We start from the raw sequence: 21,438 nt of genomic DNA on the forward strand, positions 1-21,438 counted from the left end.
CGCCCCCGCCGTACCGCGTTACTGGAGTTCCGCTCATGCCCCATGAAGGCAATCTGTTACAAGCCGCTGTCGTCTTTCTTCTGGCCGCCGTAGTCACCGTTCCCCTGGCGAAGCGCCTGCAACTGGGCGCGGTGCTCGGCTATCTGTTTGCCGGGGTGATCATCGGCCCGTCGGTGCTGGGCCTGATCGGCAATCCGCAAAGCGTCAGCCACATTTCGGAACTGGGCGTGGTGCTGCTGTTGTTCATCATCGGTCTTGAGCTGTCGCCGCGACGTTTGTGGGTGATGCGTAAATCGGTGTTTGGCGTGGGTCTGGCGCAGGTGCTGCTGACCGGTTCGGTGATTGGTGTGCTGGCGTTGTCGGTGTTCGGCCAGCCGTTGAACAGCGCGATTGTCTTGGGCCTGGGTCTGGCGCTGTCGTCCACCGCGTTCGGCTTGCAAAGCCTCGCTGAACGCAAGGAACTGACCAGCCCCCACGGGCGGCTGGCGTTTGCGATTCTGCTGTTCCAGGACATCGCCGCAATCCCGCTGATCGCGCTGGTGCCGATGCTTGCGGGCGTCGATCACCACACCAGCACTGCCGACGATGTGCGTCACAGTCTGCAGGTACTGGGCAGCATCGCCGTGGTGGTGATCGGCGGTCGTTATCTGTTGCGCCCGGTGTTCCGCGTGGTGGCAAAAACCGGTCTGCCGGAAGTGTCCACCGCCACCGCATTGCTGGTAGTAATCGGCACTGCGTGGCTGATGGACATGGTGGGGGTATCGATGGCGTTGGGCGCGTTTCTCGCCGGCCTGCTGCTGGCGGATTCGGAATATCGCCATGAGCTGGAAGCGCAGATCGAGCCGTTCAAGGGCCTGCTGCTGGGGCTGTTTTTCATCAGCGTCGGCATGGGCGCCAACCTCAGTCTGCTGCTCAGTGCGCCGATCACGGTGCTGGGGCTGACGCTGCTACTGATCGCGTTGAAGTTGCCGTTACTGTTTGTGGTCGGGCGTCTGGCCGGTGGATTGAGCAAGGTCAGCGCGATTCGCCTGGGCATCGTGTTGGCGGCGGGCGGTGAATTCGCGTTTGTAGTGTTCAAGATCGGCCGCGATCAGGGCCTGTTCGAACCGCGTCTGTATGACCTGCTGGTGCTCACCATCACCCTGTCGATGGCGGTCACGCCGTTGTTGCTGCTGGTCTGCGCACGGTTGGTCAGCCCGAAAGTGCAGCCGGTAGAAGTGCCTGAGAAATTCCGCCAGATCGAAACCGAAACCCCACGTGTCGTGATCGCCGGCATGGGCCGGATGGGTCAGATCGTGGCGCGGATCCTGCGGGCGCAGAACATCAAGTTCGTGGCATTGGATACGTCGGTGGAAACCATCGAACTGTCGCGCAGTTTTGGTGGTGTGCCGGTGTTCTACGGTGACCCGATGCGGCCGGAAATCCTCAACGCGGCCAAGGTTGGTGAGGCGGAATATTTCGTGATTGCCACGGACGATCCGGAAACCAACATCAAAACTGCCGAGATCGTGCGCAAGCTCTACCCGCACATGAAGATCATCGCCCGGGCGCGTAACCGGCAGCATGTGCATCGGTTGGTGGATGTGGGGGCCGATCCGATCCGGGAGACCTATTACTCAAGTCTGGAAATGAGCCGCCGCACGCTGGTTGGCCTTGGCTTGACCCAGGCCCAGGCAGACGCGCGGATCAAGCGCTTCAAGCACCATGACGAACAGGTGCTCGAGGCGCAACACGCGGTGTATGACGACGCGGCCAAAGTGCTGCAGACCGCACAGGAAGCGCGGGCGGAACTGGCCCGACTGTTCGAGTCGGATCAACTGGAAGAACAATCGGGCAAGCCCTGACGTTTTCAGAGTTCCAAATGTGGGAGCGAGCTTGCTCCGGGCGGCGATACGATTGCGGAGTGTCAGTCGAATTTTCTGTTCCTGATACTCCGCAATCGCGAGCAAGCTCGCTCCCACAGGGAGCTGTGGTCAGGCCATCTCCAGTTCGGGTTTCGTCTCAACGAGCGCCACTTCAAACCGGTCCGCCAGAAACGGCGTGATGTCCAGTGGCAGCGGTTCATCGTTGACCAGTTTGTCCAGCAACACCCCGGTAATCGCCGACGTCAGCACCCCGGTGCGGAAATGCCCGCAGGCGTTGAGATACCCCTCCACCCCGGCCATCGGCCCGAGAATCGGCAACTCGTCCGGCGAGCCCGGCCGCAGCCCGGCCCAGGTGCGTTTGAGGTTGATGTCCGCCAGTTCCGGCAGGCAACGCACCGCGCCCTGCACCAGCCCGGCAATTTCCGGCCAAGTGGTGGTGACGTCGAAGCCCTTGTCCTCGGTGGTGCTGCCGATCAGGATTTCGCCGTTGTCCTTTTGCGCCATGTAGCAATCGCTGGTGGTCAGGCAACCGTTGAGGATTTTCGGCAGACGCTCAGTGAGCAGGATCTGTCCTTTCACCGGTTTCACCGGAATCCGGATTCCCGTGGCCCACTCGCTCAAATCCGCCGCCCAGGCACCGGCCGCGTTGATCAGGGTCTTGCAGTGAAACACCCCGGCTTCGGCCGTCTGCACGCCAGTCACTCGCGTGCCGTGATGCAGCACGCCGGTGATATTGGTGTTGACGTACATGTCCACGCCATTCTGCCGGGCGCCTTCGGTGTAGGCATCGGCCAGGCGGAACGGGCTGACCTGATGATCGCAGAGAAACTCCAGCGCCCCGCGCGCCTCATGGCTGACGCTCGGCTCGGATTCACGCAATGCAGCCTGATCGAGCCAACGCACCTGATCGGCCAGGTGCGGAATGCAGCCGACGATGTGCTCGGCGTACAACCGGTCCTCATCGTCATAAATGACGAATTTGAGCCCGGTCTTTTCGAACTTGAAATCCATTCCGTGATTGTCTTTCAACTCACGGTGCAGCGCCGGGTACAGCGCGTTGGACTGCAAGGCAAAATCGAAGAACGACGGCGGCAAAATGTGCGGCGTGCTGGAATCCACCGCTACCGCCGCGCCCTGGGTTTCGCGCTTGCGATTGGCCGACATCATGCGGAAGAAAATCACCCCGCAACCGAGGCCCACCGACTCGCCAATCGCCCATAAGCCACCGGCCGAAGCGCGGGTCGCGTTGCCCGGACGCTTGGCATCGATCAACGCGACCTTGAGGTCTTTGCGCTTGGACAACTGATAGGCGATGGACGCGCCGATCACACCGCCGCCGGCGATGACCACGTCATAGAACTTACTCATGGGAAACGGCCTCCGTGCCGAGGTACTGGAACGCGGAAAAAGGAATCGGATCGATCGGAAAACGCGGCCGCAGCCAGCCGACATCCTTGCGCCCGGTGGCCTGACGCAAGCGGTCGCTGCAATAACCGACACACATCCGCCCCTGACAGTCGCCCATGCTTACGCGAGTGCGCATTTTCAGGCTGGCGATGTCTTGCACGCCCTGCTCCAGCGCGCGGTCGATGTCGGCGCGGGTCGCGTGTTCGCAGCGGCAGATCACCGTGTCGGCGGCCGGCAATGCGGTCTGCCCGACGCCGCGTTCGGTGTAGCGGTCCACCGCCGCGCGGAAACGCACGATGGCTTTGAGTTTGCCCAGGTAGCGATCACGACGGACTCGCGCCAATTCCTCTTCGAGCACACCGCGTTGCAGCAGGATCGAGGTCGCCGCGATCTTGCCGGCCAGCATTGCCGCTTCGCCACCGCGAATCCCGCCCATGTCACCGGCCAGATGCACATGCGGTTCGCTGCTTTGCTGCCAGACGTTGGCGTTGGCGCGCAGGTAGCCATCGTCGCTGAAGCCGTGGTCCAGACCCATCTGCTGGCTCAGTTGCGTGCGCGGGATGAAGCCGTAGCCGACCGCGAGGGTCTTCGCTTCGAAGCGTTGAACGCGGCTCATGTCCGGCTCCCACGTTGCCGAGTACGGCGCCACGCTGACGCTTTTCAGTTCGCCTTCGCCGTGCGCCTCGACCACGCCCCAGCCGTAGTTCATCGGGATGCCGTGCAATTTCAGATAGGCGAGCATGCTCAAGCCATCGAGGAACAGCTGCGGCTTGTTCAGCAGCGCCAGACTTTCCTTGGCGATCTTGCCGAACGCACAGGCCTCGTAGACGCCGGCAACGCTCACACCCGACGCGTGCAGCTGGGTTGCCACAAGCGGCAACAACGGCCCTGTGCCGGCGATCACCACCGGGCCCTGTGGTTTGACCACGCCGCTTTTGATCTGCAATTGCAGGCCACCGAGCATGATCACGCCGGGCAAGGTCCAGCCGGGAAACGGCACGCTGCGTTCGTGGCAACCGGCGGCCAGCAGCAACTGCGAGTATTCGATTTCGTGCAGACGCTCGTCGCCGTCCAGCACCACCAGCGAGCGCGTGCCTTCGGCGCCGACCACGCGGTGGTTGAGGCGCACGTCAATCAGCCCGGACTGCTCCTGGAAATCACCGTGCAATTTGCCCAGCGCCTCGGAATAGCGCGGCCCCAGATAATCCAGCTGCACACCATCACGCAGCGGCCCGCGATAGACCACGCCGCCCAGGCGCGACGCCTCTTCGAGCAAGGTGCAGCGCACCCCATGCAGGGCCAGTTCGATGGCCGCCGCCATTCCCGCCGGGCCACCGCCGACGATCACCGGATGCAGGCTCATAGCACCTCCTGCCCGTGAATACGGTTTACCTGGGTTTCGATCAGCATGCCCTCGCGCACCACGGTCTGGCAGGCGCGGCGTTTGTGCCGGCCGTTGATTTTCACCAGGCAGCACTGACACACGCCCATGCCGCAATAGGCACCGCTGATCTGGTTGTGATCGTTGCGCGCGACCTGGCGCACCCCGAGGGATTGAATGACGCTGAGCACGGTCTCGCCGATGGCGGCGGTGACCGGCTGGCCGTTGATGTGGACAGTCATATCCGCCTGCGTCAAAGGCTGGATATCGAAGGTTCTTTCTAGGCAGTGCATTGCAATGATCATCCGTGAAAAGTTCAGGTGAGGTTGAAACAGCTCCTTGCTGCACTACACCTCGCCGGCTCGTCGGGTTTATCGCTCTCTATCGGGCCGGCAGGTTTATTCCTGCTCGCGCAGCAAAGTGCGCGCAAGCAATGTAGTCGATCCAGCGGCAAGGGCCTGGAAATTTCACGGTAGGGGATATTGCGCCGACGAATATTGATCCAGGCCATGGAAATGACTGTACGGTTCTGCGCCTTCGACACTGCGCAAACAGAAAAAAGCCGCTTCAACCCGAAGGTGGAAGCGGCCAAGGCATGAGCCTCAAGGAATCAGTGCACGAACAGGGCGATCAGGATGATGATCGGGATCGGAACGCCGAGGAAAAACAGCAGTAGTGAGCGCATGGTGATTCTCCTTGATTAACGGACTGGCGGCAGCGTGGTCGTGGTGTAGGTTTCGACTTCGACGTACTCGACCGCATCCCGGCGGCGACCGCCGAAGGTGGCCGAGAGGCTGGCGAAGAACGCACCGGCCAGCAGCGCGATGAACATCCACAACGAAGTCCAGGCAGCGACTTTGGCGGCGGTGTCGGCGGCCTGTTGCGCTTTAACCTTGGCGTCGGCGATTGCCTTCTGGGTGCGGGCGTAGATTTCATCGACCCGACGTTCGGCGTCGGCCTGGGTCAGGTTGGTACGCTGGGCGACCAGTTGGGCGAGGTAGCTACGGTCTTCGGCGCTGAGCTGACCGTTGGCCAGGCTTTGGGCGAAGATCCGGGTCACGGTGCCACGGGCGGCGTCGTCGCTGACGGCGGCGGGACGATCGTCGCGGAACAGGCTGTCGACGAAGTAGCCGTACTGATCGCTGTCAGTGTTGGACGCTGCGGTGCCGGCTGCTTGGGTCATCGCACTGGCTGCGCCACCAGCAACACTTGCACCGGCTTGCACACCACCGCTGACGATGCTGCTGACCGAGCCGACCACTAGCGTCGCGGTGACCAATGTCGCCACGCACCAGGCGAGGAAGCCATGGGCGGTGTCGCGGAAGTACACCTCGTCACCGTGCATGTTGGCCCATTTCACCCGCAGGCGACCGGCGATGTAGCCACCGAGTCCCGAAGCGATGATTTGTGTCGCGGCCAGCCAGATGATCGTTGAAATGCCCAGGCCCTTGGCGCTGACGCCCTCTCCGGCCCACGGTGAAACAGCGGAAAAGCCCAGACCGAAACCGAGCAGCACCAGAATCAACGACAGCGCCGCAGCGGCTGCGGCTCCAGCGAAGATCGCGCCCCAGGACACCCCTGAGACGTTGCTCGACTCGCCTTCGAAGGCAGGATAAAACCCATCTGAGGATCTATTCATTGTTGTTCTGCTCCCGGCATGAAAAATAGTGTTACAACTCGTCATCAGAGGAATTGCAGTGACCGTGCCAGTCGCCAACATTAAATAAATCGTTTGGATTCAATCAGTTAAAAAGTCTGAACTTCCCAGATCCATGCAAATTGCAACAACAGGTCGATAACAGCGGGTTTTATGCATTGGCACAAAATCCCGATCATTTGCGTTTGTAGCTTTTCTTGCCACTCGGAGTCAGGCAATACACGCCGCCGCGCGGCCCGGTGCAGAACGAACCGGTGCCACAATCACAGCCGTCATTGCTTTGCAGAAATTGTTGAGGTCGCGCCTGTTCGCGGCTGCCGAACATGGCGGCGCAGCTCTTTTTCGAGCCGCTGATGGAGCCGTCATTGCACACGAACAGATCGCCGTCGCAGCGATCGATGCCGCCCTTCTTCCCGGAACACGGGGTGTTGGCGGCTAGTGCCGAAGCGCTCAGCAGCGCCAGCAACATCCCCGCCATCGGCATCCAGCCACCACGAATCAATCGGCTCACGGCATCATTCCTTGAAAAATATGGCCAGATGATATCAACGTTTCACAAAATAATTCGGCGACTGCGACTAATGACGGCTACAACATGAAAGTTAATTTAAAGCGTCACCGCAAAATCTTGGCAAAATGCTGCCATTCCGTTTCAACCGATCAGCAGGCCCACCATGACTCGCATCCTGACCATCGAAGACGACGCCGTGACCGCCCGTGAAATCGTCGCCGAATTGAGCAGCCACGGCCTCGACGTGGATTGGGTCGACAACGGCCGTGAAGGCCTGGACCGCGCGGTCAGCGGCAACTACGACCTGATCACCCTCGACCGCATGCTGCCGGAACTCGATGGCCTGGCCATCGTCACCACCCTGCGCACCATGGGCGTGGCGACGCCGATCCTGATGATCAGCGCCCTCTCCGACGTCGACGAGCGCGTGCGTGGCTTGCGCGCCGGCGGCGATGACTACCTGACCAAACCGTTCGCCACCGATGAAATGGCCGCCCGGGTCGAAGTATTGCTGCGTCGGCAGAACAGCAACGGCGCCCAGCCGACCACGTTGCAGGTGGCGGATCTGCAACTCGACCTGATCAGCCACGAAGCCCGTCGCGCCGAGCAGGTTCTTACGCTGCTGCCGACCGAATACAAGTTGCTGGAATTTTTGATGCGCAACAGCGGCCAGATTCTGTCGCGGATGATGATTTTCGAGGAAGTCTGGGGCTATCACTTCGACCCCGGCACCAACCTGATCGACGTGCACATCGGCCGTCTGCGCAAGAAGATCGACCCGCCGGGCAATGTCCCGCTGATCCGCACGGTGCGAGGCTCGGGTTATGTCATTGCCGAACCCGTCTGACGGTTGGCGTTCCTCCAGCAGCCGTTTGCTGGCGCTGTACAGTTCGTTGTTCGTGGCCTGGAGTGCGATCCTCATGGGGGTCATGTACTTCGAGGTGTCCGGTTATCTCGACAACCTGGCCAAGCACTCGCTGATGCAACGTCAGCATCTGTTTTCGCATTTTCGCGGCGATCAGCTGGAAGACGCGCTCGCCGCCAGCATGACTTTCGACATTCGTGGCATCGACGCCTACGGCCTGTTTGATGCCCAGCATCGCTACCTCGGCGGCGCGTTGCAGAAGATCCCCGAGGGTCTGCCGCTGGACGGCAAGATCCACATGCTCAGCGAGTGCGCCGACTCCGACGACCCGACCCTGCCCAACGACAGCTGCGACGCGGTAGCCACCCCGACCCGCGACGGCCGCTGGCTGGTGTTGTTGCGCGACAACGGCTCGCTGTTCGCGGTGACGAAGATCATTCTGCATGCCTTGCTCTGGGGCGTGTCGCTGACGATTGTGCCGGGAATCATCGGCTGGCATTTGCTGCGTCGTCGGCCGCTGCGGCGGATCCGCGCGATCCAGGCCAGCGCCCAGTCGATTGTCGCCGGCGACCTGACCCACCGTTTGCCGCTGTCCAATCGCCGCGATGAGCTGGACATGCTCGCCGCCATCGTCAACGCCATGCTCGATCGCATCGAGCGCTTGATGAACGAAGTCAAAGGCGTGTGCGACAACATTGCCCATGACCTGCGCACCCCGCTGACCCGTTTACGCGCGCAGCTTTATCGTATGCAGCAACAGGCCGGCGAAGGCTCGCCGGAAGCGGCGCAACTGGATCTGGTGCTGGCCGAGGCCGATACGTTGATGGCGCGGTTTCGCGGGTTGCTGAGGATTTCCGAACTGGAGGATCGACAGCGGCGCTCGGGGTTTGTCGAGCTCGATCCGGTGTTGCTGCTGCAGGAACTGCACGAGTTTTATCTGCCGCTGGCCGAGGAAGATGAACTGCGCTTCGAGCTGAAACTGCCGGAAACCCTGCCAATGCTGAACGGTGATCGTGCGTTGCTGTTTGAAGCGCTGGCAAACCTGTTGAGCAATTCGATCAAGTTCACACCCGCCGGGGGGATAGTGATTTTGCGTGGGGCGAATGATGCGGGACACACCCGGATCGAAGTGCACGATTCCGGGCCCGGCATTCCCGAGTCCGAACGGGAGGCGGTGTTCCAGCGCTTCTACCGCGCCGAGGGCGGGCAACCGCAGAATGGCTTTGGCCTGGGACTGTCGATTGTCGCGGCGATCGTCAACCTGCACGGGTTCAGCCTTGAGGTGGGACGCAGCGATCTGGGCGGGGCGAAGCTGGTGCTGGATTGTCGGCAGAGCCTGATTTCACAGTCCTGAAAACACCTGCCGAACTTGTGGGAGCGAGCTTGCTCGCGAAGGCGGAGTATCAGTTAACACATCTGTAAACTGATCAACTGCTTTCGCGAGCAAGCTCGCTCCCACAAGGGGTCGTGGTATGCCTGTCAGGTTGGGTAGTTGGCGCGCAACGCCTCGAGGCCGCCCTGATAGATGCCGCTGAACAGTGCCACCACTTCCTCATCGCTCACACCCTTGGCCGTGAAGCGTCCCGACCACGTCACCTTCGCGCCCTGCCCTTGGGCTTCTACGCGAATCGTCGCCAGATAATCGGTGGCCGGAAACGGTGCCTCCACGATCGAATAGCTGTAGGTTTTGCCCGCGTTATCGAACGTTTCCAGACGCTCGACCACCACTGCACCGTCAGCGGTTTGCAACGTGCGCACGCGCCCGCCTTCGCTCAGCTCGCTATTGGGAATGAACGGCAGCCAGTCCGGCAAGGTGTTGAAACCGCCAATCAATTGCCAGACCTGATCGGCCGAAGCCGGGATGTCGATCGTTGCTGATGCTGTTGCCATAAATAAAAAGTCTCTCTCGATAAATTCAGATAGCCAGGCTGTCGACCACGCCGCCGTCGACCCGCAAAGCGGCGCCGGTGGTGGCTGAGGACAGCGGTGAAGCGATGTAGGTGACCAGGTGCGCGACTTCTTCGACATCCGCTACGCGCTGGATGATCGAGCTCGGACGGGCCCGGCGCACAAACGCGTCAGCCTCGTCCCGCAGGCTGCGGCCAGATTCGGCGGCGGCATCCTTGAGCATTTCCTCGACACCGTCGGTGAAGGTCGGCCCCGGCAGGATCGCGTTGACCGTAACCCCGGTGCCCGCCAGGCGTTTGGCCAGGCCATGGGAGACCGCGAGGTTGGCGCTCTTGGTCACGCCGTAGTTGATCATGTCCGCCGGGGTGGCCACGCCGGATTCTGAAGACAGGAAGATCACCCGGCCCCAGCCCTGCTCGACCATCGCCGGGACGTAGTGCCGCGACAGGCGCACGCCGGAGATCACGTTGATTTCATAGAAGCGCGTCCACTCATCGTCCGGCGCGTCGAAGAAATCCACGGCGTTGTAGATACCGAGGTTGTTCACCAGGATGTCGGCTTTCGGTTCGGCGGCGAACAGTTTCTGCGCGCCTTCGGCCGTGCCCAGATCCGCCGTCAGGCCGCGCAGTTGTGCGCCCGGCACCTTGTCTCGAATGCTCGCCAGCGCCTGCTCGACCTTGGCCGCGTCGCGACCGATCACCACCACCGTAGCGCCTGCCTCGGCCAGCGACTGGCTGATGCCCAAACCGATGCCCGCCGTGCTACCGCTGACAATCGCCAGTTTTCCGCTCAGATCGATCTTCATGCTTTCACCTCGTCGATGGGTAATGGTGCACGTTCGGACACCAGTTTCGCTTCACGCATGGCCTGCCAGAAACCGGCCGGAATGACCGCCGACAGCGCCGCCACATCTTCAGCGATGCGCCCAGGCTTGCTCGCGCCGGGAATCACGGCTGCCACGGCCGGATTGGCCAGCGAGAATTGTAGTGCAGCCGCTTTGACATCGACGCCGTGGGCAGCGGCGATGCGTTTGATCTGCTCGACCTTGGCAATGATTTGCGGGCTGGCCTTCTGGTATTCGAAGTGCGCGCCGCCGGCCAGGATCCCCGAGCTATAAGGGCCACCGACAACGATTTCAACGTTCTGCGCCCGCGCCGAATCCATCAAGCGCTGCAAGGCACGATCGTGATCAAGCAAGGTGTAGCGGCCGGCTAACAGGAAGCCGTCAGGCTGCGCCTCGGTCAGGTCCAGCGTCAACTCGCACGGCTCGACCTTGTTCACGCCCAGGCCCCAGCCCTTGATCACGCCTTCTTCACGCAGGCGGGTCAGGACTTTGAAGGCACCGGTGCGGGCCTGATTGAAATACTCGAGCCATTGGTCGCCGTAGAAATCCTGAGCGATGTCATGGACCCAGACGATGTCGAGGCGATCGGTTTTCAGACGCTTGAGGCTGTCTTCGATCGAACGCAAGGTGGCGTCGGCGCTGTAGTCGTTGACGATCTTGTTCGGGCGGCCGTGTTCGAACACTCCGCTTTTCTCGCCCAGATCCCGGGCAGCGGCGTCTTCGACTTCATCGAGAATCACCCGGCCAACCTTGGTGCTGAGCACATAATCGTCGCGCTTGTAGCGGGACAGTGCTTCGCCGAGGCGGATTTCCGAAAGGCCCGAGCCGTAGAACGGCGCGGTGTCGAAGTAACGCACGCCGGCCTCCCAAGCCGCGTGCACGGTGGCCTGCGCTTCATCTTCAGGAATGGCGCGGAACATGTTGCCCAGTGGCGCCGTGCCGAAGCCCAGTTGGCTGGGCAGTTTGTCTTTCAAGCTCATGATGCTGTCCTCGCGTGTCGTGGTCGGTCTTGACCTTGAGCACATCCTAGATTTCTCCGGAAAGACCGTCCAAGACATAATGTGCAGAACTTGAGTCCAAAAAGGTCTGATGCGCTCAGCGTAGCCTGCGTTGGTGAATGAACCGCCGACGCTCGTCTACAGTGAGTTGACCTTTCAGGCGTCCGGATGACATATATCCCGGAAATCCTGCCACGCCGGTTTTTCGGGACATTTGCAGTCTATCCTCCCCCGCCCGCCTGGCACCTCAGGCAATGAAACAGGCCATGCTCATGAAAAACGCCTCCAGACCTGACGTCCCTCCTCGCCCGCGCAGCGTGGTCTTTCTGGCCTACCCCGACATGGGACTGCTTGACCTGACCGGCGCGCAAACGGTGTTCTGGGCCGCCACCAAAGCCATGACCGAGCGCGGCCTGCCCGGGTACGATCGCTACACCGCAAGCCTCACGGGCGGACTGATCCCGACCGCCGAAGGGTTGGCCGTGGACACTGTGCCGGTGAGCGACTTCGCGGCCATCGACATCGATACGCTGATCGTTCCCGGTTCTCCGAACATCGTGCAGGTAATGGCCGGTTCCGGACCGATGATTGCCTGGCTGAAACAGGCTTCGGCCGGCGCACGGCGCACTGCATCGGTGTGCAGCGGCACGTTTCTGCTGGCTCAGGCCGATCTGCTGGACGGCCGCCGTGCTGCGACTCACTGGGCAATGTGCGACATGCTCAAGAGCGGTTTCCCTTCGATCGAGGTCGACGGCGATGCGATTTTTGTCCAGCACGACGGGGTGTGGACTTGTGCCGGCGTCACAGCCGGTATCGACCTTGCCCTGGCACTGGTGGAAGCGGACTGTGGACGCGAAGTGGCGCTGCAAGTCGCCCGGGAACTGGTGGTGTACCTCAAGCGTGCCGGTGGCCAGGCTCAGTACAGCCAACTGTTGCAGGCCCAGACCGAAGACAGCGCGGTGTTTGATGACTTGCACCGGTGGATCGCCGAAAACCTTGCCGGCGAACCGCTGACCGTGGAGGTGCTGGCCCGTGAGGCGCGAATGAGCCCACGCAATTTCGCCAGGGTCTACAAACTCCGAACCGGCCGTACGCCGGCCAAGGCTGTGGAGTTGTTGCGGGTGGAAACCGCGCGGCGACTGCTCGAAGACTCCGAACGCAATATCGACCAGATCGCCCTCGCCTGCGGTTTCGGCGTCGAAGACCGGATGCGTTACACCTTCCAGCGCAACTTGGGGATTTCACCACGCGAGTATCGCCAGCGCTTCTCCCGTTAACATTCGACTCAAGCAACCAGCCGGGCCCAGCCGGCAACCAATTGTGCACTGATACTGACGCCGCCACAGACGATGATCACCACATCATGGGCCTCGGCCAGCGCAGGATGATCGAGATAGGCCGCCGCCAGTGAAACACCACAGGCAGGCTCAACCAGTTGCCGCAGATCATTGGCGTAACGCACCACGCCCGTGATCGCGTCATCGTCCGAGAGCACCAGGCATTCGTGATCGAATTCGCCGAGGTGCTGCACGGGCCAGTCCGCCACCTGAGCAGCGCCCAGCGATGTGGCGACGGTGTCTATTTTGCTCAGACGCACCGGATGACCGGCCTGCATGGCGGCGGCAAACGATGCCGCCCCTTGAGTCTCGCAGGTGATCACCCGGCAATCGCGACGGTCATGGCGCAGCAGACCGGTGAGAATCCCCGCCAGCAATCCACCGCCGCCGACCGACGTGACCACCGTATCGACTTGTGGGCAGTCCTCAAGAATCTCATCGACCATCGTGCTGTGCCCTTCCCACAGTACCGGGTGGTCGAAGGCCGGCACGTATTCAGTGTCCGCCGCGCTGGCCAGTTCGCGCGCCCGTTGATTGGACTCGTCCCAGACCTTGCCGTGGACAATCACCTCGGCACCGACACGGCGGATGCGTGCCCGGGTCGCCTCCGGGGTGGTGTGCGGCACCACAATGCAGGCTTTCAGGCCAAGACTGACCGCTGCAACCGCCGTGGCCAGCCCGGCATTTCCGCCGGACGGGCACACGACCTTACGTTTGCCCTGCGCCGCTGCCTGACTGCACAAAAGGCCCATGCCGCGCAGCTTGAACGAACCACTCGGTTGCAGGTTTTCCAGCTTCAGCCAGATGCGCCGGCCAGGCGTCGAGAGCATCGGGTGGAGGATCAACGGCGTGCGAATGTGCAGCATGGCGGACTCCCGAAGCGGTGAATCGAATGATCGGAACGTCTCTGCCTGAAGTTTAGTCCACGCCCCTGCGAACGGTTAAACGGCGGGGATCGTGCCGGGATCTACACTGAACGCAACAGCCGTGAGGTGTTTATGAAAATGTCTGCGCAAATGACCGTCGTCGCGGTGCTGGCTACCCTCGCCTATCTGGGTCTGGCGATGTGGGGCATCGGTGGCGTGGCGGTGTTTTTTTCTCACGGCGCGTTGGTCGTGGTGGCCCTGGCCACGCTGGCCATGGTGGTGGCTTCACTGTTTACGGAAGTGAACCTGAGCACCGGCGAACGGGAGGACCGGGCCAATCGCTGGGTGATTCCGGCGTTTGCGGTAATCGGATTGGTCAGTGCCTTTCTGCCGGCCTACTGCGACCGCATCGGTTTCTGGACCATTGGCCGCGAAGGCACCCGTTGGCTGGGAGCGTTGCTGTTTATCGTCGGCGGCGGATTGCGTTTGTGGCCGGTGTTTGTGCTGGGCCACCGGTTCAGCGGGCTGGTGGCGATTCAACCGGGACATCGGCTTGTGACCGAAGGCATCTACCGGCATCTGCGCAACCCCAGTTATCTGGGGCTGGTGATCAATGCGATCGGCTGGGCCCTGGCATTTCGCTCGGTGGTCGGCCTGTTGCTGGCGGCGCTGACGCTGATCCCGCTGATCGCCCGCATCCACTCCGAGGAGGCTCTGCTGCGCACGCAGTTCGGCGCCGAATACGACGCTTATTGCGCGCGCAGCTGGCGCTTGGTGCCCGGCGTTTATTGAGGTTGCAGACGCAACTGGCCGTCGCTGTCGATGCTCAACGCAATGTCGTGGTAACTGGCGATGGTCGCGTGGGCGGTTTCAAGGGGATGCTGGTGAGTCGTGGTGATGATCATCAACGGCGCACCAGCGGCTTCAGCAGCCTGAATACCGACGGTGGCGTCTTCGAAAATCAGGCAGTCCGCCGGTTCCAGCCCCAGACGCTTGGCCGCCAGGCGATATCCGGCCGGATCAGGTTTGCCCGCGCTCACGTCTTCGGCAGTGATCATCACCGCTGGCTCCGGGATCCCTGCCGCCGCCATCCGCCGCAACGCCAGATCCCGGGGCGCCGAGGTCACCATGGCCCAGCGATCTGCCGGCAACGACTTGAGAAACGCCGCCGCGCCGGGGATTTCGACGATGCCTTCGACGTCTTCGATTTCTGCTTCAGTGATGAACGCCGCTTGCGCCTCGGCGTTCACGCCCGGCAGGTTCAAACGCGTGATGGTGTCGATGGCGCGCACGCCGTGGATGGTCGGCAGGAACGTTTCGACGTTCACCCCGTGGCGCACGGCCCAGGCGGACCAGATCCGCTCGGCGGCGGCGATGGAGTTGAGGACGGTGCCGTCCATGTCGAACAGGAACGCGCCGAACGCGCGGTTGAAAACAGCATCGTGAGCAGACAAAAGATCACTTCCTCGCAAGGGGCCGGGCAACGATGCCCGGCAATGTAGCACTTGCGGGACGCTTCAGTGCAGACGCGGTGCCCTGGATTTGAACGCGCTGTCCACACAATCGAGCAACTGGCCGATGGCCCAAGGCTTCTTGATGAACGCCACCGGATGCTTCACGCCCGAGGTTTCCGGTGTTTCATAACCGGACATGACCATCACTGGTTTGTCCGGCCAGCGCTCGCCGACCAGATTGGCCAGGTCGGCGCCGTTAAGCGTGCCGGGCATGGTGATGTCGGTGAGCAGCAGCGCGACTTCCGGCGCGTGCTTTTCCAGGTATTGCGAGGCCGCATCGGCACTGGTCTGCGGCTCGACCTTGAAACCTTCCTCCTGAAGAATTTCGCACAGAAACTCCAGAATCAACGGATCGTCCTCGACCACCAGAATCAACCCGCCAGGAAGGTGCGCGCTCGACGTCGGAATTGGACACATGAACTGGCACTCCCTGAATTGCATGAACATTTTCAGCGACTTGATGGCGCTGCTTATCTGGTATGAGCAGCGCCTTGTACAGAAATTCATTTTTGATACAGGTCTTTTCGATAACACCCGGTTAACGGGCAGTCGCCGACGGGTAATTGCGGTTAAAATGCGCGCCCTTTTGTTGGCCGATCCCGATTGATGAACCCTCAAGCCCTCGCCGTTCTCCATGCCCACCTGCTCACCGCGCTGACTTCGGCACCGGCCGAAACCCGGCGCCTGTTCCACGGGCGCGGGCGTTGCTGGCCGGGGCTGGAGCAAGTCACCGTGGACTGGCTGCAAGGCGTGGTGCTGGTGTCGTTGTTCAAGGAGCCCGAGGCTTCGCAGCTGGAAGACCTCAAGCGCCTGTTGCTGGAAATCACCGGCTCGGCGCCATGGAAGCAGTCCGGTGCCCACACTTTGCTGATCCAGCATCGTTACCTGCCGCAGAGCACAGCCGAATGGCTGCTGGGTGAAGAAATCGACGAAATGACCATCGTCGAGGGCGGGCTGAAATACCGCGTGGATCTGGGCCGCAAACAGAACGCCGGGCTATTCCTCGACATGCGTTACGGCCGCAACTGGGTGCGCGAACAGGCTGCCGGCAAACGCGTGCTTAACCTGTTCGCCTACACCTGCGGCTTCTCGGTGGCGGCCATCGAGGGCGGTGCCAGCCATGTGGTCAACCTCGACATGTCCCGTGCTGCACTGAGCCGGGGCCGCGACAATCACCGCCTGAACGGGCATGACCTGAGCAAGGTGAGTTTCCTCGGCCACGACCTGTTCAAATCCTGGGGCAAGGTGATCAACAGCGGCCCGTACGATCTGGTGATCATCGACCCGCCATCGTTCCAGAAAGGCAGTTTTCTGCTGACCAAGGATTACCAGCGTGTGCTGCGTCGTCTGCCGGAATTGCTCACCGCGCAGGGCACAGTGCTCGCATGCATGAACGATCCTTCGTTCGGTTCGGATTTCCTGATCGACGGTGTGACCCAGGAGGCGCCGAGCCTGCGCTTCGAGCAACGGCTGGAGAACCCGCCGGAGTTTCCGGACATCGACCCTGAAAGCGGTCTGAAGGCGCTGCTGTTCAAGCAGATCGGCTGACCCGTTCAGCGCGGCCGCAGCACCAGCGCAAACAACTCGCCGTGTCCGGTGACATTGAGCTTGTGATAGAGATTGCGCCGATGCACCTTCACGGTCTCCGGCGAAATGTTCATGTGCTGGGCGATGGCCTTACTGGAAAAACCCTGGAGAATCAGGCGCGCCGTGTCGATCTCGCGCGCAGTCAGCCGAGCGTCGAAACGATCCAGCAATGTCGCCAGATCGCCAATCGATGATTCCGCTATCGCGCCTTGCGGCGGCATCAACTGCACATGCCGACGCATCGCTGACAGCACCCAGTCCCGAACGCAGAGCAGTCGCCCCTGCTCCTGCAAACTGAATGCCGTCGAACGGCCCATCGACAAGCCCAGCACGCCGTCGTCGAGGTTGAGCAGAAATTGCAGCTCATCCGCGCCGACCACCGAGCGGAAGTAACTCTGGTAGTACTCGCTGTGCAGAAACTGGTCCGGCGCCACGGACGCGAGGCTGTGCAGACCGTCGGCGATCCCGGCGACCGCAGCCTGATAGAACGGATCAAGCAGGTACATGCCGGCACAGTAACCAGCCAGTTCTTCCTGCTCGTCGGCGCGGCCCTGGCTGTCGAAGTCGATCAGCAACTGCGGCGGCCGCCCCGTCTGCATCACCGCCACCAGCGCATTGTCCAGCGGCACCAGCAACCGCAGCGTATCAACCAGCGCCCGCCAGAAACCGTCCTGACCGACCGTGGCGAACATCCGCGACAGGCTCTGATGCACTGGCAATTCCTGCAACAACGCGTCCACGCACTACCCCTTTCGAGTAACCCATGATGGGAATGGGTGCGGCGCAGTCCGCCCGATAGGCTGACCACTCCTGTTCATCACCGGCCTGCCAACAGGCCAGGAGTGCCGCATCATGCGTGGTCATCGTGGGTATATCAACCTGGGTCTGATGGGCGTTTTGTCCGCTGCGCTGGGCGTGCAGGCGGCCGATGCGCCAAGCGTGCATGTCTACAACTGGTACGACTACATCGGCCCGAACACCCTGCATGATTTCAAGCGTGACAGTGGTATCGAACCGGTCTACGACACCTTCGACAGCGCCGAGGTGCTGGAAGGCAAACTGATGACCAGCCGCAGCGGCTACGACGTGGTGGTGGCGAGCAACTTCAGCCTGCCGACCCTGATCAAGGCCGGCGCCCTCGCCCCGCTGCCCCGCGATCAACTGCCGGGCTGGAAGAACCTCGACAACGACCTGCTGAGCAAACTGGCCAACAACGACCCCGGCAACCAGTACGCCGTGCCTTATTTGTGGGGCACCAACGGCATCGGCTACAACGTCGACAAGGTGCACGCGATGCTGGGCGACAAGGCCCCAGTAGATTCGTGGGATCTGGTGTTCAAGGAAGAGAACCTGGCCAAACTCGGCGAGTGCGGCGTGGCGATGCTCGATTCGCCGTCGGAAATGCTCCCGGTCGCGCTGCACTATCTCGGCCTGCCGCCGAACAGCACTAGGGCCGAGGATTATCAGAAAGCCGAAGCGCTGCTGCTGAAACTGCGCCCGCACATCGCCTACTTCAATTCCTCGAAATTCATCAGCGATCTGTCCAACGGCAACATTTGCGTGGCGGTCGGCTGGTCCGGCGCGATGCTCGAAGCCAAGACCAATGCCGAGCAGGCCGGCAACGGCGTGAAGATTCAGTACAGCCTGCCCAAGGAAGGCGCGCCGGTGTGGTTCGACACGCTGGTATTGCTCAAGGACGCGCCGCATCCGGCTCAAGGCCTGGCGTTTATCGACTACCTGTTGCGGCCCGAAGTGATTGCGCCGGTCAGCGATCACCTGTCCTACCCCAACGGTAATCGCGCCGCCACGGTGCTGGTTGCCCAGGCCACCCGCGACAACCCGGCGGTGTACCCGTCAGCCACGGCGATGGCCACGTTGTACACCTTGGAGCCCCTGCCCAAAGCCACCGAGCGGGTGCGCACGCGGGTGTGGAGCAAGGTCAAGAACGGCCAATAACAAAACGTGTGGGAGCGAGTCTGCTCGCGATTGCGAGGTATCAGGCCCCTCAAATGTTGAATGTGCCGGCCTCATCGCGAGCAGGCTCGCTCCCACAAGGATTGCAATCTGTCAGTACATTTTTCGGCCCGAAAGAGAGAAGAACACCATGAAACCACGTGCCCGCGATCTCCATATCCGCATTGGCCAATTACAGCCCGGCCCGCTCAACGCCATCACCGACGTACCCGGCGTGCGGGTTGGCCACAGCAACGTGCGCGGCCGCAGCGCCAGCGGTCGTGACATTTGCAGTGGCGTCACCCTGATCGAACCGCGCGCCGGTTCGACTAACGCCCAGCCGTGTTTTGCCGGCGTCCACGTCCTCAACGGCAACGGCGATGCCACAGGACTGGAATGGATTCGCGAGGCCGGCCTGCTGACCAGCCCGATCGCCTTCACCAACACCCACAGCCTCGGGGTGGTGCGCGACGCCTTGATCGAACTGGATCGCGCGCAGCAACCGGATGACGGCCGTCTCTACTGGAACATGCCGGTAGTGCTGGAAACCTTCGATGGATTGCTCAACGACATCAACGGCTTTCATGTGAAACCCAAACATGTGGCCGAAGCGATGAGCAATGCCGTTGACGGCCCGGTGCAGGAAGGCGCGGTGGGCGGTGGCAGCGGCATGATCTGCCATGAATTCAAGGGCGGGATCGGCACCGCATCACGCCGACTGAGCAAGGCTCAGGGCGGCTGGACCGTGGGCGCCATTGTTCAGGCCAACCACGGAATTCGCAGTGAGTTGCGAGTCGACGGCTACCCGGTCGGGCGTTACATGGAACAGGTGGATTCGCCGTTCCTGCGCGCTTCGTTGCCACATCCGGGCATGGGTTCGATCGTGGTGTGCCTGGCTACCGATGCACCCCTGCTACCACATCAATGCACACGACTGGCACAACGGGCGAGCCTCGGTCTGGCGCGCACCGGCGGCGGCAATGAAGATCACAGCGGTGACATCTTCATCGCCTTCGCCACTGGCAACGGTCATATCCCGCCTGCCGCTTACGAAGGCAAAGGCGCATCGACCTGCGATGGCTTGCGGATGGTCAACAACGATCATATCAGCGAGCTGTTTCTGGCCGCGACCGAGGCGGTGGAAGAAGCGATCATCAACGCCTTGCTGGCCAGCAACAGTACCGAAGGTAACGGGCATTCGGTGCCGGGACTGGACGCTGACACCCTGCTCGCCGCTCTCGAAAAATCCGGCTGGCCGGGTGCACGCTGACATTCAGCGGAACAACCCAAGTCCGAGTTCGCGCGCCGCCTGCAACTGCATCGCCGGATCGCTCGACTCGGACTCCAGCAACAATGCCGAACCCGCCACCGTCGCCCCGCAGTAATCGAAAATCCCGTGATCGATCTGCGTCTTCATCGCCGCGCCGTAGCCGTGGCGTTCGTAGGTCCGTGCATCGGCCCCGCCGAGTCCAACCAGGTGCACACGTAGTCGTCCAAGTTTTTTGCGCGTCGAATCACCGTCGAAATCGTACGCCCAGCCGTTGCTGAATACCCGGTCGATCCAGCCTTTGAGCAGCGCCGGCATCGACCACCAGAACACCGGATAGACCAGCACCAGCGCATCGGCGCGGTCGATGCGTGCCTGCTCGGCCAGCACGTCCGCCGGTGGCGCGGATTCGCGGTGATGCACCGCCCAGTCGGCCACACCAAAGCGCGGATTGAATTCCTCGGCGTGCAGGTCGGCGATTTCGAAGGTGTTGGACGGATCGCTTTCCGACAGGCCTTTGGCAATCTGCTGCGCCAACGCGTGGGTCAGCGAACGTGGATCATCGTGATCTACAACAATCAATGCGTGCATGGGGAAATCTCCGGTTGGTGATTGCTGACCAAGGGCTTACTCTTTGCGAAAAGCTACGATTGGTAAGCTACTACTAGTAATCTACCTTCAGTAAGTTACGTTTGGTATATAAGCAATGTCAACCACTGAAATCCCCGACTCCGCACAACCCCGTCGACGCCTGTCCCGGGAAGACCGCCAGCGCCAGTTGCTCGACATGGCCTGGCAACTGATTCGCGAAGAAGGCACCGATGCCCTGACCCTCGGTTATCTGGCCGAAAAGGCCGGCGTGACCAAACCGGTGGTCTACGACCACTTCACCACCCGCGCCGGTCTGCTCGCGGCGCTGTATCAGGATTTCGACCGACGCCAGACGGCGCTGATGGACGCGGCGCTGGCCAATGCCGAAGCAACCTTGAGCGGCATCGCGACGGTGATTACCACGGCGTATGTCGATTGCGTGCTGACCCAGGGCAACGAGATTCCGGGGGTGATTGCCGCCCTGGCGAGCACGCCGGAACTGGAGAAGATCAAGCGCGAATACGAGGCGATCTTTCTGGAGAAATGCCGCAATGTGCTGTCGCCTTTCGCTGACGGCGCAGAGATCGGACAGCCAGGATTACGCGCCATGCTCGGCGCCGCCGAAGCCCTGTCGCAAGCAGCCGCCACCGACGAAATCAGCGCCGAACAGGCCCGTGACGAGCTGTTCGCCACCATCCTTGCGATGGTCGAAAGAGCCGCCACCCGCACCACCCAAGCAGGTGACTGACGGTACTTGAGCGCATCCCCCCACCTTCCTACGATGGAACTGCGCAGTCGCTTGGTCCGCCAAGCCGTTGCGTAGGTGCGGGTGCTCTGAACCCCAATCAAGCCCGTACCTGGCTTCATGCGCATCTTGAGCCTCGCGG

The 21,438-nt window shown here is 61.8% G+C and carries 23 protein-coding genes; 10 read left to right on the forward strand and 13 right to left on the reverse strand.

Translation table 11 applies throughout. The annotated features are described in order from the left end of the window. Window positions 1-35 precede the first annotated feature (35 nt). On the forward strand, window positions 36-1,844 hold the full coding sequence (locus CAF63_RS11595) for a monovalent cation:proton antiporter-2 (CPA2) family protein (protein ID WP_085687495.1): 1,809 nt from the start codon (window positions 36-38) through the stop codon (window positions 1,842-1,844). A gap of 129 nt (window positions 1,845-1,973) precedes the next feature. Here CAF63_RS11595 and hcnC read toward each other — a convergent pair whose 3' ends face one another. The 5 genes from hcnC to CAF63_RS11620 form a co-directional block, all read right to left on the reverse strand. After that, window positions 1,974-3,233, reverse strand: coding sequence for a cyanide-forming glycine dehydrogenase subunit HcnC (hcnC, locus tag CAF63_RS11600; RefSeq protein WP_085687493.1), 1,260 nt, complete (start codon window positions 3,231-3,233; stop codon window positions 1,974-1,976). Continuing rightward, on the reverse strand, window positions 3,226-4,635 hold the full coding sequence (gene hcnB, locus CAF63_RS11605; protein ID WP_085687491.1) for a cyanide-forming glycine dehydrogenase subunit HcnB: 1,410 nt from the start codon (window positions 4,633-4,635) through the stop codon (window positions 3,226-3,228). The genes hcnC and hcnB overlap by 8 nt, the downstream gene beginning before the upstream one ends. Beyond that, window positions 4,632-4,946 (reverse strand): cyanide-forming glycine dehydrogenase subunit HcnA, encoded by a 315-nt coding sequence (gene hcnA, locus CAF63_RS11610; RefSeq protein WP_085687823.1) that lies wholly within the window; start codon window positions 4,944-4,946, stop codon window positions 4,632-4,634. Before hcnA ends, hcnB begins: the two co-directional genes overlap by 4 nt. Before the next feature lie 407 nt (window positions 4,947-5,353). After that, the gene (locus CAF63_RS11615; RefSeq protein ID WP_085687489.1) at window positions 5,354-6,292 is read right to left on the reverse strand and encodes a hypothetical protein; all 939 of its coding nucleotides are present in this window, start codon (window positions 6,290-6,292) and stop codon (window positions 5,354-5,356) included. Window positions 6,293-6,485: 193 nt separating this feature from the next. Continuing rightward, window positions 6,486-6,794, reverse strand: coding sequence for a hypothetical protein (locus CAF63_RS11620; RefSeq protein ID WP_085687821.1), 309 nt, complete (start codon window positions 6,792-6,794; stop codon window positions 6,486-6,488). A gap of 190 nt (window positions 6,795-6,984) precedes the next feature. Here CAF63_RS11620 and CAF63_RS11625 point away from each other — a divergent pair, with 190 nt between their 5' ends. Then, window positions 6,985-7,668 carry a response regulator transcription factor gene (locus CAF63_RS11625; protein WP_007952956.1) on the forward strand — a complete coding sequence of 228 codons (684 nt, stop codon included), beginning with the start codon at window positions 6,985-6,987 and terminating at the stop codon, window positions 7,666-7,668. Next, a complete protein-coding gene (locus CAF63_RS11630; protein ID WP_085687487.1) occupies window positions 7,646-9,040 on the forward strand; it encodes a HAMP domain-containing sensor histidine kinase in 1,395 nt (464 codons plus the stop codon). The genes CAF63_RS11625 and CAF63_RS11630 overlap by 23 nt, the downstream gene beginning before the upstream one ends. 125 nt (window positions 9,041-9,165) lie before the next feature. Here CAF63_RS11630 and CAF63_RS11635 read toward each other — a convergent pair whose 3' ends face one another. Genes CAF63_RS11635 through CAF63_RS11645 form a run of 3 tightly spaced genes read right to left on the reverse strand, consistent with a single transcriptional unit; the run spans window position 9,166 to window position 11,418 of the window. Continuing rightward, window positions 9,166-9,576 carry an SRPBCC family protein gene (locus tag CAF63_RS11635; RefSeq protein ID WP_085687485.1) on the reverse strand — a complete coding sequence of 137 codons (411 nt, stop codon included), beginning with the start codon at window positions 9,574-9,576 and terminating at the stop codon, window positions 9,166-9,168. Window positions 9,577-9,601: 25 nt separating this feature from the next. Then, window positions 9,602-10,399: an SDR family NAD(P)-dependent oxidoreductase gene (locus CAF63_RS11640; protein WP_085687483.1), complete on the reverse strand. Its 798-nt coding sequence runs from the start codon at window positions 10,397-10,399 to the stop codon at window positions 9,602-9,604. Beyond that, complete coding sequence (locus CAF63_RS11645) at window positions 10,396-11,418, reverse strand: aldo/keto reductase (protein WP_085687481.1); 1,023 nt, start codon at window positions 11,416-11,418, stop codon at window positions 10,396-10,398. The genes CAF63_RS11640 and CAF63_RS11645 overlap by 4 nt, the downstream gene beginning before the upstream one ends. Window positions 11,419-11,702: 284 nt before the next feature. On the opposite strand from CAF63_RS11645, the gene CAF63_RS11650 reads away from it, so the two are divergent. Continuing rightward, window positions 11,703-12,713: a GlxA family transcriptional regulator gene (locus CAF63_RS11650; protein WP_085687478.1), complete on the forward strand. Its 1,011-nt coding sequence runs from the start codon at window positions 11,703-11,705 to the stop codon at window positions 12,711-12,713. 8 nt (window positions 12,714-12,721) lie between these two features. Here CAF63_RS11650 and CAF63_RS11655 read toward each other — a convergent pair whose 3' ends face one another. Beyond that, complete coding sequence (locus CAF63_RS11655; RefSeq protein ID WP_085687476.1) at window positions 12,722-13,639, reverse strand: pyridoxal-phosphate dependent enzyme; 918 nt, start codon at window positions 13,637-13,639, stop codon at window positions 12,722-12,724. Between the two features lie 132 nt (window positions 13,640-13,771). Here CAF63_RS11655 and CAF63_RS11660 point away from each other — a divergent pair, with 132 nt between their 5' ends. Then, on the forward strand, window positions 13,772-14,431 hold the full coding sequence (locus CAF63_RS11660; RefSeq protein ID WP_085654273.1) for an isoprenylcysteine carboxylmethyltransferase family protein: 660 nt from the start codon (window positions 13,772-13,774) through the stop codon (window positions 14,429-14,431). Here the strand turns inward: CAF63_RS11660 and CAF63_RS11665 are convergent. After that, window positions 14,425-15,093, reverse strand: a complete 669-nt coding sequence (locus tag CAF63_RS11665) for an HAD family hydrolase (protein WP_085687474.1) — start codon at window positions 15,091-15,093, stop codon at window positions 14,425-14,427. The genes CAF63_RS11660 and CAF63_RS11665 overlap by 7 nt on opposite strands. Window positions 15,094-15,156: 63 nt before the next feature. Beyond that, the gene (locus CAF63_RS11670; protein WP_085687472.1) at window positions 15,157-15,570 is read right to left on the reverse strand and encodes a response regulator; all 414 of its coding nucleotides are present in this window, start codon (window positions 15,568-15,570) and stop codon (window positions 15,157-15,159) included. Between CAF63_RS11670 and CAF63_RS11675 the strand changes: the two genes are divergently transcribed. Beyond that, a complete protein-coding gene (locus tag CAF63_RS11675; protein ID WP_085687470.1) occupies window positions 15,569-15,760 on the forward strand; it encodes a hypothetical protein in 192 nt (63 codons plus the stop codon). The genes CAF63_RS11670 and CAF63_RS11675 overlap by 2 nt on opposite strands. After that, window positions 15,760-16,701 carry a class I SAM-dependent methyltransferase gene (locus tag CAF63_RS11680; protein WP_085687468.1) on the forward strand — a complete coding sequence of 314 codons (942 nt, stop codon included), beginning with the start codon at window positions 15,760-15,762 and terminating at the stop codon, window positions 16,699-16,701. Before CAF63_RS11675 ends, CAF63_RS11680 begins: the two co-directional genes overlap by 1 nt. Window positions 16,702-16,706: 5 nt before the next feature. On the opposite strand, the gene CAF63_RS11685 is transcribed toward CAF63_RS11680, so the two are convergent. Next, entirely contained in the window at window positions 16,707-17,480 is a 774-nt protein-coding gene (locus CAF63_RS11685) for a helix-turn-helix transcriptional regulator (protein ID WP_085687466.1), read from the reverse strand. A gap of 112 nt (window positions 17,481-17,592) precedes the next feature. Between CAF63_RS11685 and CAF63_RS11690 the strand changes: the two genes are divergently transcribed. After that, entirely contained in the window at window positions 17,593-18,696 is a 1,104-nt protein-coding gene (locus CAF63_RS11690; RefSeq protein WP_085687464.1) for a polyamine ABC transporter substrate-binding protein, read from the forward strand. Between the two features lie 148 nt (window positions 18,697-18,844). Beyond that, on the forward strand, window positions 18,845-19,963 hold the full coding sequence (locus tag CAF63_RS11695; protein WP_085687462.1) for a P1 family peptidase: 1,119 nt from the start codon (window positions 18,845-18,847) through the stop codon (window positions 19,961-19,963). Window positions 19,964-19,966: 3 nt separating this feature from the next. Here the strand turns inward: CAF63_RS11695 and CAF63_RS11700 are convergent, their stop codons facing one another. Continuing rightward, complete coding sequence (locus CAF63_RS11700; protein ID WP_085687459.1) at window positions 19,967-20,551, reverse strand: NAD(P)H-dependent oxidoreductase; 585 nt, start codon at window positions 20,549-20,551, stop codon at window positions 19,967-19,969. Between the two features lie 115 nt (window positions 20,552-20,666). On the opposite strand from CAF63_RS11700, the gene CAF63_RS11705 reads away from it, so the two are divergent. Beyond that, window positions 20,667-21,299: a TetR/AcrR family transcriptional regulator gene (locus CAF63_RS11705; RefSeq protein ID WP_085687457.1), complete on the forward strand. Its 633-nt coding sequence runs from the start codon at window positions 20,667-20,669 to the stop codon at window positions 21,297-21,299. Window positions 21,300-21,438 lie beyond the last annotated feature (139 nt).

The organism is Pseudomonas sp. B20(2017) (genome assembly GCF_002113125.1).
Lineage (GTDB): Bacteria > Pseudomonadota > Gammaproteobacteria > Pseudomonadales > Pseudomonadaceae > Aquipseudomonas.